The organism is Nisaea nitritireducens (genome assembly GCF_014904795.1).
Classification (GTDB): Bacteria; Pseudomonadota; Alphaproteobacteria; order Thalassobaculales; family Thalassobaculaceae; genus Nisaea; species Nisaea nitritireducens.
This window is the reverse complement of sequence record NZ_JACZFS010000009.1, coordinates 136,656-151,065: the sequence shown is the minus strand read 5'-3', so window position 1 is coordinate 151,065 and position 14,410 is coordinate 136,656. Positions and strand designations below refer to the sequence as shown.

Sequence of the window (14,410 nt, the reverse complement as noted above, 5' to 3'; positions counted from 1 at the left end):
CGATACGGCAAGGCAATCCGCTCATGGCCGAATATTCCGTCTTCAGTCTGATCCAGAACGCCCTCACCGGGCACAAGAATTGGCAGCGTGCCTGGCGCGATCCGGAGCCGAAGCCAAGCTACGACGTTGTCATCGTCGGCGGCGGCGGACACGGTCTGGCGACGGCATTCTATTTGGCCAAGGTGCACGGCATCCGTAATGTCGCCGTGCTGGAAAAAGGCTGGCTCGGCGGCGGCAACACCGGGCGCAACACCACCATCGTGCGCTCAAACTACATGCTCGACGACAACGCCCACTTCTACGAGAAGTCTATGAAGTTGTGGGAAAATCTGAGCCATGAGCTGAATTTCAACGTCATGTTCAGCCAGCGCGGCGTGCTCAACCTTGCCCATTCGGACGGACAGATGGACCGCTTCGCCCGGCGCGGCAATTCCATGCGACTGAACGGCATCGACGCCGAATTGCTCGACCGGAAAGAGGTCAAGCGCATGATCCCATATCTCAACTACTCGGACGAGGCCCGCTTTCCGATCTATGGCGGATTGCTTCAGCCACGCGGCGGCACTGCCCGGCACGACGCAGTGGCCTGGGGCCTCGCCCGTGGCGCCGACAGGCTCGGCGTCGATATCATCCAGAATTGTGAGGTCACGGGCTTCAAGCGCACCGGCAACCGGATCGAGGCTGTCGAGACATCGCGCGGCACCATCGGCTGCGGCAAGATCGGTTTCGCCGTCGCCGGGAATACCGGCTATCTCGCTTCAAAGCTCGGTATGAAACTGCCGATCGAGAGCCATGTGCTGCAGGCCTTCGTCTCCGAGCCGCTGAAACCACTGATCGACCATGTGGTGACCTATGGCGCCGGGCACTTCTATCTCAGCCAGTCGGACAAGGGCGGCCTGGTCTTCGGCGGCGATCTCGACATGTACAATTCCTACGCTCAGCGCGGCAACATGGAGACAATCGACCATGTCATGCGCGGCGGCATCGCCATGGTGCCCTCGCTCTCACGGCTCCGGCTGCTTCGTCATTGGGGCGGGATCATGGATATGTCGATGGATGGCAGCCCCATTATCGGTAAATCTCCAATCGACAATCTCTATCTGAATTGCGGCTGGTGCTATGGCGGCTTCAAGGCCACGCCGGGCTCCGGCTGGGTCTTTGCCCACACCATCGCCGAGGACGAGCCGCATCCGCTGAATGCCGGCCTCCGGCTCGACCGCTTCGAGCGCGGTCATATTCTCGACGAAGAAGCGACCGGCCCCGTGCCGGGGCACCATTAGGAGGCGCCGGACATGCTTTATATCGACTGCCCCTATTGCGGCAAACGCGCCCACGAGGAGTTCACCTATATCGGTGACGCCACCAAGAAACGTCCGGACGGCGCCGAGAAGAACGACCCGGCCTGGGTCGATTATGTTTATACGCGCGATAATCCGCGCGGCCCGCATCTGGAACTCTGGCATCACGGCCTTGGCTGCCGGGAAGTGGTGAAGGTGCTGCGAAATATCCTGACGCACGAGATCCTCGGGGCCGGACGGCCGGCGGACGAGATTCCCCTGCCGGAGACGGAGACCAAGCCATGATTCGCGGCAAGGAACAGCAGCCCTTCCGGATTTCCGAAGGCGGCGAGATCGAACGTACCCGCCCCCTCTCCTTCAGCTTCGACGGTAAATCCTATACCGGATATGAAGGCGACACGCTGGCCTCCGCCCTGCTCGCCAACGGCATCAAACTGGTCGGCCGCAGCTTCAAATACCACCGCCCGCGCGGTATCTATTCGGCCGGACCGGAAGAGCCTAACGCGCTGGTGAACCTGCGCTCAGGCGGGCGGCAGGAGCCGAACACCCGGGCCACCCAGATCGAGCTGTTTGCCGGGCTGGAAGCCGAAAGCCAGAACCGCTGGCCGTCCCTCGCCCTCGACGTCATGGGCGTGAACGACCTCGCCTCGCGCTTCCTGTTCGCCGGGTTCTATTACAAGACCTTCATGGGCATGCCCGGTTGGCACTTCTATGAGCATTTCATCCGCAAGGCTGCCGGAATGGGCACGGCGGAGCATGTCAGCGATCCCGATCTTTACGACAAGATGCACGGCCATGCCGACATCGTGGTGGTCGGTGCCGGTCCGGCCGGACTTGCCGCAGCCCTGACCGCTGGCCGGAGCGGCGCCCGTGTCTTCCTGATCGACGAGAACGACAAGCCGGGTGGCCGGTTGCGCAGTGAGCGCGAGACCATCGACGGCAAACCCGCTATGGACTGGGCCGCGAGCACTCTCGCCGAACTTGAGGAGATGGAGAACGCCACTATTCTCCGCCGCGCGACCGCTTTCGGTTACTACGACGGCGACACTATCGCCGTGCTGGAGCGGATCTCTGATCACCTGCCCGTCCCGGCACCCTTCCAGGTACGTCAGCGCCGCTGGCTGATCCACGCCAAAAAGGTGCTGCTGGCCACCGGGTCGACCGAGCGACCGCTGGTGTTCGACGGTAATGACCGCCCCGGCGTGATGCTGGCCGGGGCCGCCCGCACATACGCAAACCGTTTCGCCGTGCGGCCCGGCAAGCACGCCGTGGTCTTTGCCAACAACGATGACGGATACCGCACCGCTCTCGACCTTGCGGAAGCGGGCATCGAAGTGCGCGGCGTGATCGACCCACGTACCGGCGGACAGGGTCCGCTGAAGGAAGACGTCATCGCCCAGGGCATTGATGTCGTGCGCGGGGCCGTTGTTGTCCGCACCCATGGCTATCTCGGCCTTGCCGGTGTCGACATCGCCGACCTCGGCACACTGCAATCCGGCACCACCCCGGAAACCCGCTTTATTCCGTGCGACCTGCTGGCGACCGGTGGCGGCTGGAGCCCGAACGTCCATCTCTACAGCCACCAGAGCGGCAAACCGGTCTACGATTCGGCCATCGCCGCCTTCGTGCCGGGCGAATCCCGCATGAACGATCGCTCCATCGGCGCGGCGCGCGGCCGGTTCAGCCTCGGGGACTGCCTTGCCGACGGGTATACGGCAGGTCAGGAGACCGCCGAGGCACTTGGTTTCACTACTGGAGCTGTGACTGATATCCCGTCCACCGACGAGCAGGCAACCGGCCCGCTCAAAATCCTCTGGCAGGTTCCGGCATTGCCCGGCCGCAAGGGACGGCGCTTTGTCGATCTGCAGGACGATGTCACCGCGGATGACATCAAGCTGGCCCAGAGCGAGGGTTATGTTTCGGTCGAGCATCTGAAACGTTACACCACGCTCGGCATGGGTACGGACCAGGGCAAAACCTCGAACATCAACGGCCATGGCGTGCTGGCCGAAGCGCGCGGTCTCGACGTGTCCGAAGTCGGCACCACCACGTTCCGGCCGCCCTACACGCCAGTTGCCATCGGCGCATTTGCCGGGCGGGAGATTGGCCGTCACCAGAACCCGGTCCGGCGCACACCGATGCACGACTGGCATCTCGCGCATGGCGCACAGATGGTTGAAGCCGGGCTCTGGATGCGGCCGCAATACTATCTCGGCAAGGACGAGCCCAATTCCCGCGAAGCGATGTTCAAGGCCATCGAGCGGGAAACTCTGGCAGTCCGAAACAGCGCCGGTATCTCGGACGTCTCCACCCTCGGCAAGATCGACATCCAGGGACCGGACGCGGCCGAACTGCTGAACCGGGTCTATATCAACGGCTGGAAGACTCTGGCTGTCGGCAAGGCACGGTACGGCGTCATGCTACGCGAGGACGGTGTCGCCCTTGATGACGGCACCACATCTCGGATCGGCGAGAACCACTATTACATGACCACGACCACGGCCGAGGCCGGCCCTGTGATGGAGCATCTGGAGCTGCATCTGCAGGTCCACTGGCCCGACCTCGACGTGAAGGTCGCGTCAGTTTCCGACGAGTGGGCGGCCATGGCCATTGCCGGGCCGAACAGCCGCGCCATCCTGCAGGACCTGTTCCCGCAAGTGGACCTTTCCAACGAGGGTTTCCCTTTCATGGGGGTGCGCGAGGCGAAACTCGGAGCCTTCCCGGCCCGGATCTTCCGTATCAGCTTCTCGGGCGAGCTGGCCTATGAGATCGCGGTGCCCGCCGGGTATGGCGAAGCCGCGTGGGAGCGCTGCCTTGCTGTTGGCGAAGCGCACGGCCTTGTCCCTTACGGACTGGAGGCTCTGAACATCCTGCGTATCGAAAAAGGTCATGTAACCGTTGCCGAGATCGACGGACGCGTCTCCGCTGCCGACCTTGGCTTCGGCAAGATGATGAGCTCGAAGAAGCGCTTTATCGGTGACGCCCTCGTAACCCGCGATGGCATGGACGATCCGAGCCGCCCGACACTGGTCGGGCTGACGCCGGTCGACGGCAAGACCAGGATCCGCGCCGGCTCGATCCTGGTAGAGGACCCGAAAACGCCGCCACCGGTGCCGAAGCTCGGCCATGTTTCCTCCACCGCCCCGGTAAGCCCGAATGTCGGTCACCCGATCTCACTCGGCTTGTTGAAAGACGGCCCCAACCGGATCGGCGACACCGTCTGGGCGGTGTTCCCGCTGAAAGGCGAAGCGGTCCATGTGAAGGTGACCAGCCCGAATGTCTATGACGTGGAAGGAGCACGCCTCCATGGCTGACACTGTGATTCTCGCCCGCCGCTCGGCCCTCGCCGGAGTTCTGCAACCTGGCGACCACGGCGCCAACCGCTTCGACGGTCCCGGCATTCACCTGACTGAGCGCACTCCGTTTTCCGTTGTGCAGGTCGAAGCCCGTGCCGAGGCAATCCCGTCGCTGATCGGAGCGCTCGAGTCAGACACAAGCACAGCGCCATCCCTCACCCCGAACCAGAGTGCCGGAATCGGTCAGCCCCGCATCCTCGGGACGGGCACCGGCAAGTGGCTGGTCGTGGAACCGGAAACGCGTGACTTGGCTGGACATCTTCGGTCAGTGCTGCCGGATAGTGTTGCGGTCACAGACCTCAGCCATGCACGCACGATCCTTCGATTGTCCGGGCGCGATGCCCGAACACTGTTGGCGAAAGGCTGCAGCATCGATATGCATCCATCGGAGTTTTTGATCGATACCAGCCGGATGACCGGATTGTTCCATGCGGCGGCCCTGATCGATTGCCGCAGCGCCGAGCCGGTGTTCGATATCTATGTCCACCGTTCCTATGCCGTGCATCTGTTCGAAAGCCTGCTTGACGGTGCGCTGGAACATGGCTGCCGCGTCTCCTGACCATCCGGGAAACAGCATCAATTTTCGCCGCGCCTTTGCCATGCTCCCGTGGCGAGCCGGAATGACCAGGATTAAGAGGATCGCATGACCGGAATTCTGCTGCTTGGCTTCCTGATCGGAATGCAGCACGCCTTCGAAGCGGACCATGTCGCCGCCGTCTCCAGCATGGTCACCTCCGGCTCCTCGGTGCGCCGGGCGGTGAAACACGGCTTGGCATGGGGGCTTGGCCACTCGCTGATCCTCGGCGCCGTCACCGGGCTGATGATCGGCTTCGGTCTCAGCGTCGGCGAGGGATGGAGTTCAATCTTCGAATTCGGCGTCGGTCTCATGCTCGTGGTTCTCGGCGCCCGTGTTCTCCTCCGCCTCTGGCGTGAAGGCGGCGCCTGGCGCGTCCACAAACACTCCGACGGCAAGGCCCATGTCCATTTCGTCACCGCCGAAAGCGAGCGAACGGCGCATGGTCCAGCTGAACATGCGCACCGGCATGGCCTGCCGCTCGGCACCATTTCCATCGGCATGGTGCATGGCCTCGCGGGCTCCGGCTCGATCCTGATGATGACGGCGGTCGGCCTCGACACGCCTTCGGATGCCATTCTCTATGTCCTGCTTTTCGGCGTCGGCAGCATGATCGGTATGGGCGTCCTCTCCGCCATCATCGCCGTGCCCCTGCACTGGACAAGCAAGAGCCTGAAAGTCGGCAATCTCGCCATCCAGGGTGCCATTGGGCTGGTCGCCATTGTTATCGGCATCACCATTGCCGCAGAAAATGCCAGCGCATTGATGTGAAACACGCCCGCCGATTTCGAGAACCAGCGATCAGGCTTCACATAATTTCCGGATTGGCGGCTGGATCAGGCCGCACCGGCCCGGCTAGTCTCTCGCATCAACATGGGAGATGAGTGCCATGACCGATCAGATCCTCGTCATTCTCGGTATCACGCTGCTTGTCATGATCAGTCCCGGCCCGGACATGGTGATCGTGATGCGTAACACTATTGTCGGCGGACGCGCGGGCGGGCTCCAATCCTCTCTCGGCGTGCTGACCGGCAACATGGTCCACATCACCTATTGCGCCGTCGGGATCGGCTGGCTGATCTCCGAAAGCATCCTCGCGTTCAACATCTTGAAATATGCCGGCGCCGCCTACCTGATCTATATCGGCGTAATGAGCTTCCGCGCCAGGGACATGGCCCTCTCCGCGGAGACGAAAGCCGAACTGCAAAAGAACGCCGGCAAGAGCTGGTTCCTGCAAGGGTTCCTGAACAACATCCTCAACCCGAAGGGCACGCTCTTCTATCTCGGTGTCTTCACCATGGTGATCACCCCCGAAACCTCGGCCGCCACCACGCTGCTACTGGTCCTGATCATGATGTCGGTGAGCGCCCTGTTCTGGCTGTTTTTCGTTTACACGCTCGACAGTAATATCGTCCGGAACGTGCTGGAACGCGGCCAGAAAATCGTCAACCGGGTGTTCGGCGGGCTGCTGATCTTCCTTGGCATCCGTGTCGCCCTGATGGAGCGTTAACCAGAATGAGCTCAGTGCTTGACCAATATGGCGATCTCGCACGCTTTGCCGTCACCGACGATCTGAAGCAGCGGTTTCACATTTCCGACGACTGGCATTTCGCCGTCCAGAAACTGGTCGAGTGGCGTGACTGCGATGCTTTCGCCCATGTGAACCACACCGCCTACCTGACCTGGTACGAGAGCCTGCGGAACCTCTATTTTGAGGTCCTTGGCCATCCTCGCCACGCGATGGACGTTCCCGGTCCGGTGATGAAGCATCTGGAGACCGACTATTTGCGCGGCATCGCCTACCACACGCCGATTTGCGTGACTGGCCGCGTGGTCTCCATGCGCAATACCAGCATGGTGATGACCTATGCTACATGGGATGCCGAGGGCTGCTGCAACAGCTCGACCCAGCTTTTCGTCATGGTGGTGAACGAGACAGGCGAGAAAGCGCCGATCCCCGAGGCCCTGCGGGCCGCGATCATCGCGCTCGACGATCCGGAAACGGCATGAGGCAAGCCATGTCCGCTAAAACGGTATCCTATAATTTCACCGGACGAACCCTGTTCCTGACCGGGGCCGGCGGCGGAATACCGGCGGCTATTGCCAAGCTGTTCGCCGCGTCCGGCGCAAATCTGTTTCTGACCGATCTGCATCCGGAAAGCCTCACAGCACTTGCGGGTGAACTCGGTGACAGCACTGCCCTCGCGACCCACCCGCTGGATGTTTCCGACCCGGACGCGGTCGCTGCCGCCGTCGCGGCCTGCCGGGACTGGTTCGGGCAGGTCGATTATGTCGTCACCGGAGCCGGGCTCTATGAGCAGGGCACCGTGGACGGCATGACAGACGAGCTCTGGCGGCGCGGCGTTGCTGTCAATCTCGATGGCGTCTTTCATACCGTACGGGCTGCCCTGCCCCATATGCCGGACGGCGGCGCCATCGTGAACATCGCCTCGATGGCGGGGCACCGGGGTAGCTTCGGTCATGCGCCCTATTCCGCCGCGAAAGGCGCGGTTCTCTCCCTCACCCGCTCTCTCGCCCAGGAAGTGGCCAGCCGGAACATTCGCTGCAATGCCATCTCGCCAGGCCTGATCGACACACCAATGGTACGCGGGCTTATGCAGGAGCGCGGCGGCGACATGCTGAAAATGACCCCTCTGGGACGGTTAGGAACGCCGGAAGAGGTCGCCGGGGTCGCCGCTTTCCTGTGCAGTGACAGCGCCGCATTCCTGACCGCAGAGACCATTCATGTAAATGGCGGGCTCTACATCGCGTCATAGCCGCGGCACGCCTCAATTTGTTGCGCTGCATTGAACAAGTGTTTGAGATCACTGTCGCCAGCGTCTAGGCTGACGGCCTACGATTCATTCTGGATCGTGAAAAGATACCAACAAAAAACATAACTTCATGAGGCTTCACATGAACGCACTGGCAAAGAGCTTCGCGGTCGCGGCTTTGGCCGCATCCGTGGCGCTGCCCGCATCAATCGGGCAATCGTTCGCGGCCACCCCGGCGGACACCCTCGTCGTCGCCAACCGTATCGACGATATCGTCTCGCTCGATCCGGCTGAAATCTTCGAGTTCGCCGGCGGCGACCTCGCCAATAACGTGTACGACACGCTGGTTACCTTCGATCCGGCCAAGCTGACCGACGGCTACAAGCCCGGTCTGGCGGAAAGCTGGACGGTAAGCGCCGACGGCAAGACCTACACCTTCAAGATGCGGTCTGGCGTCAAGTTCCACTCCGGCAATCCGGTGACGGCGAACGATGCGGCCTTCTCCCTGCAGCGCGCGGTCATCCTGAACAAGACCCCGTCCTTTATCCTGACCCAGTTCGGCTTCACCGCCGACAATGTGAAGGAGAAGATCAAGGCGACCGACGACATGACCCTGGTCATGGAGACGGATAAAAAATATGCGACGTCCTTCGTCCTGAACTGCCTCAGCGCCACAATCGGCAGCATTGTCGACATGAAAACGGCAATGGAACATGAGGCCGATGGTGACATGGGGTACGAGTGGCTGAAGACCCATTCCGCCGGCTCCGGCGCCTATTCCCTGCGCGGCTGGAAGCCGAACGAGAACTACGTCCTCGAGGTCAACGAAAACTACTGGCGCGGCGCGGCCGACATGAAACGCGTCTTCATGCGTCACATTCCGGAATCCGCCACCCAGCGCCTGCTGCTGGAAAAAGGTGACATCGACGTTGCCCGTAACCTCTCCCCCGACGACATTGCCGGCATTTCCGGCAGTGGCGATGTAAAGGTCGAGGAAGATCTCCGCGGCCGCATCATGTACTTCTCTCTGAATCAGGACATTCCGACCCTGGCGAAGCCGAAGGTGCAGGAAGCGTTCAAATACCTCGTCGATTATGAAGGCATGGCCAACACCTTCCTGCGCGGCCAGTACACCGTGCATCAGGCCTTCCTGCCTCTGACCTATCTCGGCGAGTTGAAAGACAAGCCCTACAGCCAGAACATCGAGAAGGCGAAGGCCCTGCTCGCGGAAGCGGGTGAAGCGGACGGATTCGAGGTCAAGATCTTCGTGCGGAACGCTCAGGAACGCCTGGAAATCGCCCAGTCCCTGCAGAACATCTTCGCCAAGGTCGGTATCAAGGCAACCCTTGAAGTCGGCACCGGCAAGCAGATCCTCGGCGCCTATCGTGCCCGTAAGCATGAGATCTATCTCGGTGCCTGGGGCCCGGACTATCCGGATCCGCACACCAACGCCGATACATTCGCGCATAATCCGGACAACGCTTTCGAAGCGAAGAACACAGGCAAGCTGGCATGGCGGAATGCTTGGGACATCCCCGCGATGACCAAGGAAACCGAAGCCGCCGTTCAGGAAAGCGACCGCGACACCCGGGCCGAGATGTACCGCAAGATTCAGGCGGACCATCAGAAGACCAGCCCGTTCGTCGTCATGCTGCAGAAAATCGAGCAGACCGGCTTGCGCAAGAACGTCACCGGCTTCTATACCGGCAGCGCCGTGTCCAGCGTCTATTACTGGACTGTGAAGAAGTAACCTTCCGGGATAAAGCTGCCGTATGGCACTGAACACATCACATGCGACAGGGAGAGGAGCGATGCTCCTCTCCCCGCGTTTTTTGCGGTCCGTTCTGAAGACGATGGCAACCATCGCCGTCACCTTCATCGGGCTGCTGTTTATCACCTTCATCATCGGCCGCGTCATGCCGATCGATCCGGCGCTCTCCGTCGTCGGCGACAAGGCGAGCGAAGAAATCTATCAGGCCGCCCGCAAGGCGATGGGTCTGGACCAGCCGCTCTATATCCAGTTTTTCTACTACATCAGCGATGTTTTCCGGGGCGATCTCGGCACCTCCCTGCTGACCGCAAGACCGGTCGCGGAGGATATCATCCGGGTATTTCCGGCAACCCTGGAGCTGGCGACAATCGCCACCATATTCGGCATCATTTTCGGTGTTCCCATGGGTGTCGTCGCTGCTGTCAACAAGGGCCGCTGGCCGGATCAAGTCGTCCGCGTGCTCGGCCTCTTCGGTTATTCCATGCCAGTCTTCTGGCTCGGCTTGATCGGCCTGCTGGTGTTCTACGGCGTGCTTGGCTGGGTCGGCGGGCCGGGACGGCTCGATATCTTCTTCGAGGATGTGGTGCCGAACATAACCGGCGTGATCCTGATCGACAGCCTGATCGCAGGGGACTTCGAGATTTTCGGCAATGCGCTGTCGCACATCATCCTGCCGGCAGCTGTGCTCGGCTATTACTCCATTGCCTATATCAGCCGCATGACCCGCAGCTTCATGCTGGAGCAACTGAGCCAGGAATACATCACCACCGCCCGGGTGAAAGGTATCTCCGAATTCCAGGTGATCTGGCGCCATGCCCTCGGCAACGTGATGGTGCCGCTGATCACCGTGATCGCCCTCTCTTATGCCCAGTTGCTTGAGGGATCGGTGCTGACGGAAACGGTCTTCGCTTGGCCCGGTCTCGGCTTCTACATCACCGCCGGGCTGCTCTCCGCCGACATGAACGCCGTGCTCGGCGGAACCCTTGTCGTCGGCGGCGTCTTTGTTGGCCTCAACCTGCTCTCCGACCTGCTGTACCGGCTCGTCGATCCACGCGCCCGATAGCCGGACAAAGAAATCATGACAGCAGACACACTCAATCCCGCAAAAGCCGGCCTCCGGGCCTGGCTGACCACGGATACGCCCGCGTCGCGCGGCCATGCCCGCGTGGTCCAGGCCTATCTCGGCTGGCTCTCGCTCACTCGAAACCCTCTGGCCCTGCTCGGTCTAGCCATTCTGGTGGTGCTGATCGCGGTCTCCGCTCTGGCGCCCTGGATCGCGCCGCACGATCCTCTGGCACAAGAACTGACCAACCGTCTACAACCGCCAGGCTCGCCAGGCCATCTGTTCGGTACGGACGAGCTTGGCCGTGACATCCTTAGCCGGATCATCCACGGCGCCAGCATCACCCTCTACATCGTGACCCTTGTGGCTGTTACCGCGCCCGTGGTCGGTCTCGTGATCGGCTCATTGGCCGGTTATATTGGCGGCTGGACAGACACCGTCCTGATGCGGCTGACGGACATCTTCCTCGCCTTCCCCCGCCTCGTTCTTGCACTGGCCTTCGTCGCCGCGCTCGGCCCGGGGATCGAGAACGCCGTGCTGGCCATCGCCATCACCTCCTGGCCGCCCTACGCGCGCCTCGCAAGGGCGGAAACCCTGACGGTGCGCCATCAGGATTACATCAGCGCCATCCGTCTGCAGGGTGCCTCCGCCACCCGCATTATCACGGGACACGTGATGCCGCTCTGCCTCTCCTCGGTGATCGTTCGCGTGACCCTCGACATGGCCGGCATCATCCTGACCGCCGCCGGTCTCGGCTTCCTCGGCCTCGGCGCCCAACCGCCGATCCCGGAATGGGGCGCGATGATCTCCTCAGGTCGCAAGTTCCTGCTGGATCAGTGGTGGGTCGCCACCATGCCGGGCCTCGCCATCTTCATTGTCAGCCTCGGCTTCAACCTGCTCGGCGACGGGCTGCGCGATATTCTCGATCCCCGGAGCGGCCAATGATTGGCGCGAACGGCGGCAAGGACGGCGCCCTACTGACCGTCGAGGATCTTTCGGTCCGCTTCCACACCCGCACAGGCATCGTTGATGCAGTGCGCAATATCAGCTTCTCAGTCGGCCGGGAAAAAGTCGGCATCGTCGGCGAGTCCGGCTCCGGCAAGACCATGACTGGACGTTCTGTTCTGAGACTGATCCGGCCCCCGGGAGAGATCACCGCAAAGCGCATGGAGTTCGATGGGCACGACCTGCTGACACTCAGTGAAAAGCAGATGCGGGATATTCGGGGTGACCGAATTTCCATGGTCATGCAGGATCCGAAATATTCCCTGAACCCTGTGATGACCATCGGCGAGCAGATCGCTGAGGCCTACAGGGTCCATACCGGCGCCTCTTTCCGGGATGCGAAAGCACGGGCAGCCGAGATGCTGGCCGCAGTGAAAATCCGCGATCCGGAGCGCGTGCTCTCACTCTATCCGCATGAGGTGTCAGGCGGCATGGGACAGCGCATCATGATCGCCATGATGCTGATTCCCGACCCGGATTTGATGATCGCGGACGAGCCGACATCGGCGCTCGACGTCACCGTGCAGATGCAGGTGCTGGCGATTATCGACGACCTCGTTACCCAGCGCGGCATGGGACTGATGTTCGTCTCGCACGATCTCAACCTTGTCGCTTCCTTCTGCGACCGGGTGATCATCATGTATGCCGGCCAGATCGTGGAAACCTGCAAGGCGAGCGAGCTGGACCAGGCAAAACATCCCTATACGCGCGGGCTGCTGAACTCACTTCCGCGCCTTGATCGCGAGCCCGGTCCGTTGCCGGTGCTCGAACGCCAGGAAAGCTGGAAGACGGAGCCCGGTGTCGATGCCTATTTCAAGTGAGGCCGGCCAGATGCCGCTGATTTCCGTAACAGACCTCGATGTCCGCTTCGGCTCCGACGACGAGATCGTGCATGCCGTTCGCGGCGTTTCCTTCGACGTCGCCGAGGGCGAGACCTTCGGCCTGGTCGGCGAATCCGGCTCCGGCAAGTCCACCGTCCTGCGCGCCATGAGTGGCCTCAATGCGGACTGGACCGGCAGTATCGAGATCGGCGGCACCCTCCTCGGCCGGGTTCGCGGCAAACCGTTCTACAAGCGTGTCCAGATGGTGTTTCAGGACCCTTACGGCTCGCTGCATCCACGCCATACCGTTGACCGCATCCTGAGCGAGCCCTGCCAGATCCACCGCATGAGCGATATCGACGACCGGGTGAGCGATGTCCTTGTCGCGGTCGGCCTGGGGCCCACTTTCCGGTTCCGCTACCCGCACCAGCTTTCGGGTGGCCAGCGTCAGCGCGTTGCCATCGCTCGGGCTCTGATACTGGAGCCGGAGATCCTTCTGCTGGACGAGCCGACCTCCGCGCTCGACGTGTCGGTACAGGCGGAGATCCTGAACCTGCTGCAACGCCTGAAACAGGAACGCGGCCTGACCTTTGTTCTGGTCAGCCACGATCTCGCCGTGATCGCCCATATGTGCGACCGGCTCGCGGTGATGAACGCGGGTCGAATTGTCGAGGAACTGACCGTCGCCCAGCTCCGCGCATCCGAGCCGGCCGAGGCCTATACCCGCCAGCTCCTCAAGGCCAGCCTTGGTTATGACCGCTCAGCGGCAGCTGGCATGGAATCGTTCGATTGAACGTGCTGTTCATCTCTTGTTCATATTTGAGCGGATAGCATCCCGCCATGGAACATTATGGTGCGACAGAAATTCCGGTTCCCGGTACGCCGGGAACCCTCTTCCTCGGGCCTGTACCGAAGGATGAAGAGGCGGTTGGCGGGATCGCCAAATCGGGAGTCGATGCCGTCCTCTCGCTGGCAACAGCAGAGGAGCTTTCCGAGCACGGCGTGCCGGAAATGCGGGATATTTTCCTGCAACATGCGCTGAGCTGGACGCATTTCCCGATCAAGGATTTCGATATTCCATCGGACGCCGACACAAAGGCCTGGTCCTCGCTGGAGACCATTCTGGCAGAGCGTCTGAAAACCGGCGGCCGCGTCCTGATCCATTGCCGGGCCGGCTTCGGCCGTAGCGGCATGATCGCCGCGCGCCTGCTCATGGCCTGTGGCTCAACGCCGGACGACGCGGTCGAGACGGTGCGTAATGCGCGCCCCGGAACCATCGAAACGCCGGCGCAGCTGGACTGGGCCAGAAACGCCGGCGCCTCAAGATAGGTTAGAGCGCCGCGATAGCCATGATCTCGACGGTGTATTTCGGGCTGGCGAGCTTCGGCGATTCGACGCAGGCACGGCACGGGGTCGAACCTGCTACTACCCAGCCGTCCCAGACTGCATTCATCTCAGCGAAATCATCCATGGAGTTCAACCAGATCGTGGCGGTCAGAAGCTTCGATTTGTCGGTACCTGCCTCGGCGAGCAGCGCATCCAGGTTCGCAAGGATATCCTTGGTCTGATCAGCGACGCTGGCGCCAGGTGCGTTCTGGGCGACCTGACCTGCCGTATAGACCGTGTTGCCGTGGACCACGATCTGACTCATCCGCTCGCCCGTGCGATAGCGCTTGATATCCATAACCTGTTCGCTCCAATAGCGTTGAAAGAGGCCGCAGCATAAGCGGGCACGGCCGCTTACGCAT

The 14,410-nt window shown here is 61.8% G+C and carries 15 protein-coding genes; 14 read left to right on the top strand and 1 reads right to left on the bottom strand.

From position 1 onward, the window contains the following. Positions 1–23 precede the first annotated feature (23 nt). From IG629_RS02290 to IG629_RS02225, 14 genes are all read left to right on the top strand, one after another. Positions 24–1,280 (top strand): sarcosine oxidase subunit beta family protein, encoded by a 1,257-nt coding sequence (locus IG629_RS02290; RefSeq protein WP_193170368.1) that lies wholly within the window; start codon positions 24–26, stop codon positions 1,278–1,280. Positions 1,281–1,292: 12 nt separating this feature from the next. Further along, positions 1,293–1,583 (top strand): sarcosine oxidase subunit delta, encoded by a 291-nt coding sequence (locus IG629_RS02285; protein WP_193170367.1) that lies wholly within the window; start codon positions 1,293–1,295, stop codon positions 1,581–1,583. Further along, the gene (locus tag IG629_RS02280; RefSeq protein ID WP_193170366.1) at positions 1,580–4,612 is read left to right on the top strand and encodes a sarcosine oxidase subunit alpha family protein; all 3,033 of its coding nucleotides are present in this window, start codon (positions 1,580–1,582) and stop codon (positions 4,610–4,612) included. The genes IG629_RS02285 and IG629_RS02280 overlap by 4 nt, the downstream gene beginning before the upstream one ends. Beyond that, on the top strand, positions 4,605–5,213 hold the full coding sequence (locus IG629_RS02275) for a sarcosine oxidase subunit gamma (protein ID WP_193170365.1): 609 nt from the start codon (positions 4,605–4,607) through the stop codon (positions 5,211–5,213). Before IG629_RS02280 ends, IG629_RS02275 begins: the two co-directional genes overlap by 8 nt. Positions 5,214–5,297: 84 nt before the next feature. Continuing rightward, positions 5,298–5,999: a HoxN/HupN/NixA family nickel/cobalt transporter gene (locus IG629_RS02270; RefSeq protein WP_193170364.1), complete on the top strand. Its 702-nt coding sequence runs from the start codon at positions 5,298–5,300 to the stop codon at positions 5,997–5,999. Positions 6,000–6,117: 118 nt separating this feature from the next. Then, on the top strand, positions 6,118–6,738 hold the full coding sequence (locus IG629_RS02265) for a LysE family translocator (RefSeq protein ID WP_193170363.1): 621 nt from the start codon (positions 6,118–6,120) through the stop codon (positions 6,736–6,738). 5 nt (positions 6,739–6,743) lie between these two features. Then, positions 6,744–7,238, top strand: a complete 495-nt coding sequence (locus IG629_RS02260; protein WP_193170362.1) for an acyl-CoA thioesterase — start codon at positions 6,744–6,746, stop codon at positions 7,236–7,238. Positions 7,239–7,246: 8 nt separating this feature from the next. Continuing rightward, the gene (locus IG629_RS02255; RefSeq protein WP_193170361.1) at positions 7,247–8,005 is read left to right on the top strand and encodes an SDR family NAD(P)-dependent oxidoreductase; all 759 of its coding nucleotides are present in this window, start codon (positions 7,247–7,249) and stop codon (positions 8,003–8,005) included. A 139-nt stretch (positions 8,006–8,144) separates the two neighbouring features. Then, the gene (locus IG629_RS02250; RefSeq protein ID WP_193170360.1) at positions 8,145–9,752 is read left to right on the top strand and encodes an ABC transporter substrate-binding protein; all 1,608 of its coding nucleotides are present in this window, start codon (positions 8,145–8,147) and stop codon (positions 9,750–9,752) included. Positions 9,753–9,813: 61 nt separating this feature from the next. After that, positions 9,814–10,836 carry an ABC transporter permease gene (locus tag IG629_RS02245; protein WP_226886386.1) on the top strand — a complete coding sequence of 341 codons (1,023 nt, stop codon included), beginning with the start codon at positions 9,814–9,816 and terminating at the stop codon, positions 10,834–10,836. A gap of 15 nt (positions 10,837–10,851) precedes the next feature. Then, a complete protein-coding gene (gene nikC, locus IG629_RS02240) occupies positions 10,852–11,781 on the top strand; it encodes a nickel transporter permease (protein WP_193170358.1) in 930 nt (309 codons plus the stop codon). Further along, a complete protein-coding gene (locus tag IG629_RS02235; protein WP_193170357.1) occupies positions 11,778–12,662 on the top strand; it encodes an ABC transporter ATP-binding protein in 885 nt (294 codons plus the stop codon). Before nikC ends, IG629_RS02235 begins: the two co-directional genes overlap by 4 nt. Further along, positions 12,646–13,455, top strand: coding sequence for an ABC transporter ATP-binding protein (locus IG629_RS02230; RefSeq protein ID WP_226886385.1), 810 nt, complete (start codon positions 12,646–12,648; stop codon positions 13,453–13,455). Before IG629_RS02235 ends, IG629_RS02230 begins: the two co-directional genes overlap by 17 nt. A gap of 47 nt (positions 13,456–13,502) precedes the next feature. Continuing rightward, entirely contained in the window at positions 13,503–13,991 is a 489-nt protein-coding gene (locus tag IG629_RS02225; protein WP_193170356.1) for a phosphatase domain-containing protein, read from the top strand. 1 nt (position 13,992) lies between these two features. On the opposite strand, the gene IG629_RS02220 is transcribed toward IG629_RS02225, so the two are convergent. Further along, positions 13,993–14,346, bottom strand: a complete 354-nt coding sequence (locus IG629_RS02220) for a RidA family protein (RefSeq protein WP_193170355.1) — start codon at positions 14,344–14,346, stop codon at positions 13,993–13,995. Positions 14,347–14,410 lie beyond the last annotated feature (64 nt).

What these genes read in the sequence shown, in the direction of transcription:
- IG629_RS02235 (WP_193170357.1), top strand. Translation starts at nt 11,778, where the DNA reads ATGATTGGCGCGAACGGCGGCAAGGACGGCGCCCTACTGACCGTCGAG.
- IG629_RS02275 (WP_193170365.1), top strand. Translation starts at nt 4,605, where the DNA reads ATGGCTGACACTGTGATTCTCGCCCGCCGCTCGGCCCTCGCCGGAGTT.
- IG629_RS02280 (WP_193170366.1), top strand. Translation starts at nt 1,580, where the DNA reads ATGATTCGCGGCAAGGAACAGCAGCCCTTCCGGATTTCCGAAGGCGGC.
- IG629_RS02265 (WP_193170363.1), top strand. Translation starts at nt 6,118, where the DNA reads ATGACCGATCAGATCCTCGTCATTCTCGGTATCACGCTGCTTGTCATG.
- IG629_RS02260 (WP_193170362.1), top strand. Translation starts at nt 6,744, where the DNA reads ATGAGCTCAGTGCTTGACCAATATGGCGATCTCGCACGCTTTGCCGTC.
- IG629_RS02255 (WP_193170361.1), top strand. Translation starts at nt 7,247, where the DNA reads ATGTCCGCTAAAACGGTATCCTATAATTTCACCGGACGAACCCTGTTC.
- IG629_RS02290 (WP_193170368.1), top strand. Translation starts at nt 24, where the DNA reads ATGGCCGAATATTCCGTCTTCAGTCTGATCCAGAACGCCCTCACCGGG.
- IG629_RS02230 (WP_226886385.1), top strand. Translation starts at nt 12,646, where the DNA reads ATGCCTATTTCAAGTGAGGCCGGCCAGATGCCGCTGATTTCCGTAACA.
- IG629_RS02220 (WP_193170355.1), bottom strand. Translation starts at nt 14,346, where the DNA reads ATGGATATCAAGCGCTATCGCACGGGCGAGCGGATGAGTCAGATCGTG.
- IG629_RS02250 (WP_193170360.1), top strand. Translation starts at nt 8,145, where the DNA reads ATGAACGCACTGGCAAAGAGCTTCGCGGTCGCGGCTTTGGCCGCATCC.
- IG629_RS02270 (WP_193170364.1), top strand. Translation starts at nt 5,298, where the DNA reads ATGACCGGAATTCTGCTGCTTGGCTTCCTGATCGGAATGCAGCACGCC.
- IG629_RS02245 (WP_226886386.1), top strand. Translation starts at nt 9,814, where the DNA reads ATGCTCCTCTCCCCGCGTTTTTTGCGGTCCGTTCTGAAGACGATGGCA.
- nikC (WP_193170358.1), top strand. Translation starts at nt 10,852, where the DNA reads ATGACAGCAGACACACTCAATCCCGCAAAAGCCGGCCTCCGGGCCTGG.
- IG629_RS02285 (WP_193170367.1), top strand. Translation starts at nt 1,293, where the DNA reads ATGCTTTATATCGACTGCCCCTATTGCGGCAAACGCGCCCACGAGGAG.
- IG629_RS02225 (WP_193170356.1), top strand. Translation starts at nt 13,503, where the DNA reads ATGGAACATTATGGTGCGACAGAAATTCCGGTTCCCGGTACGCCGGGA.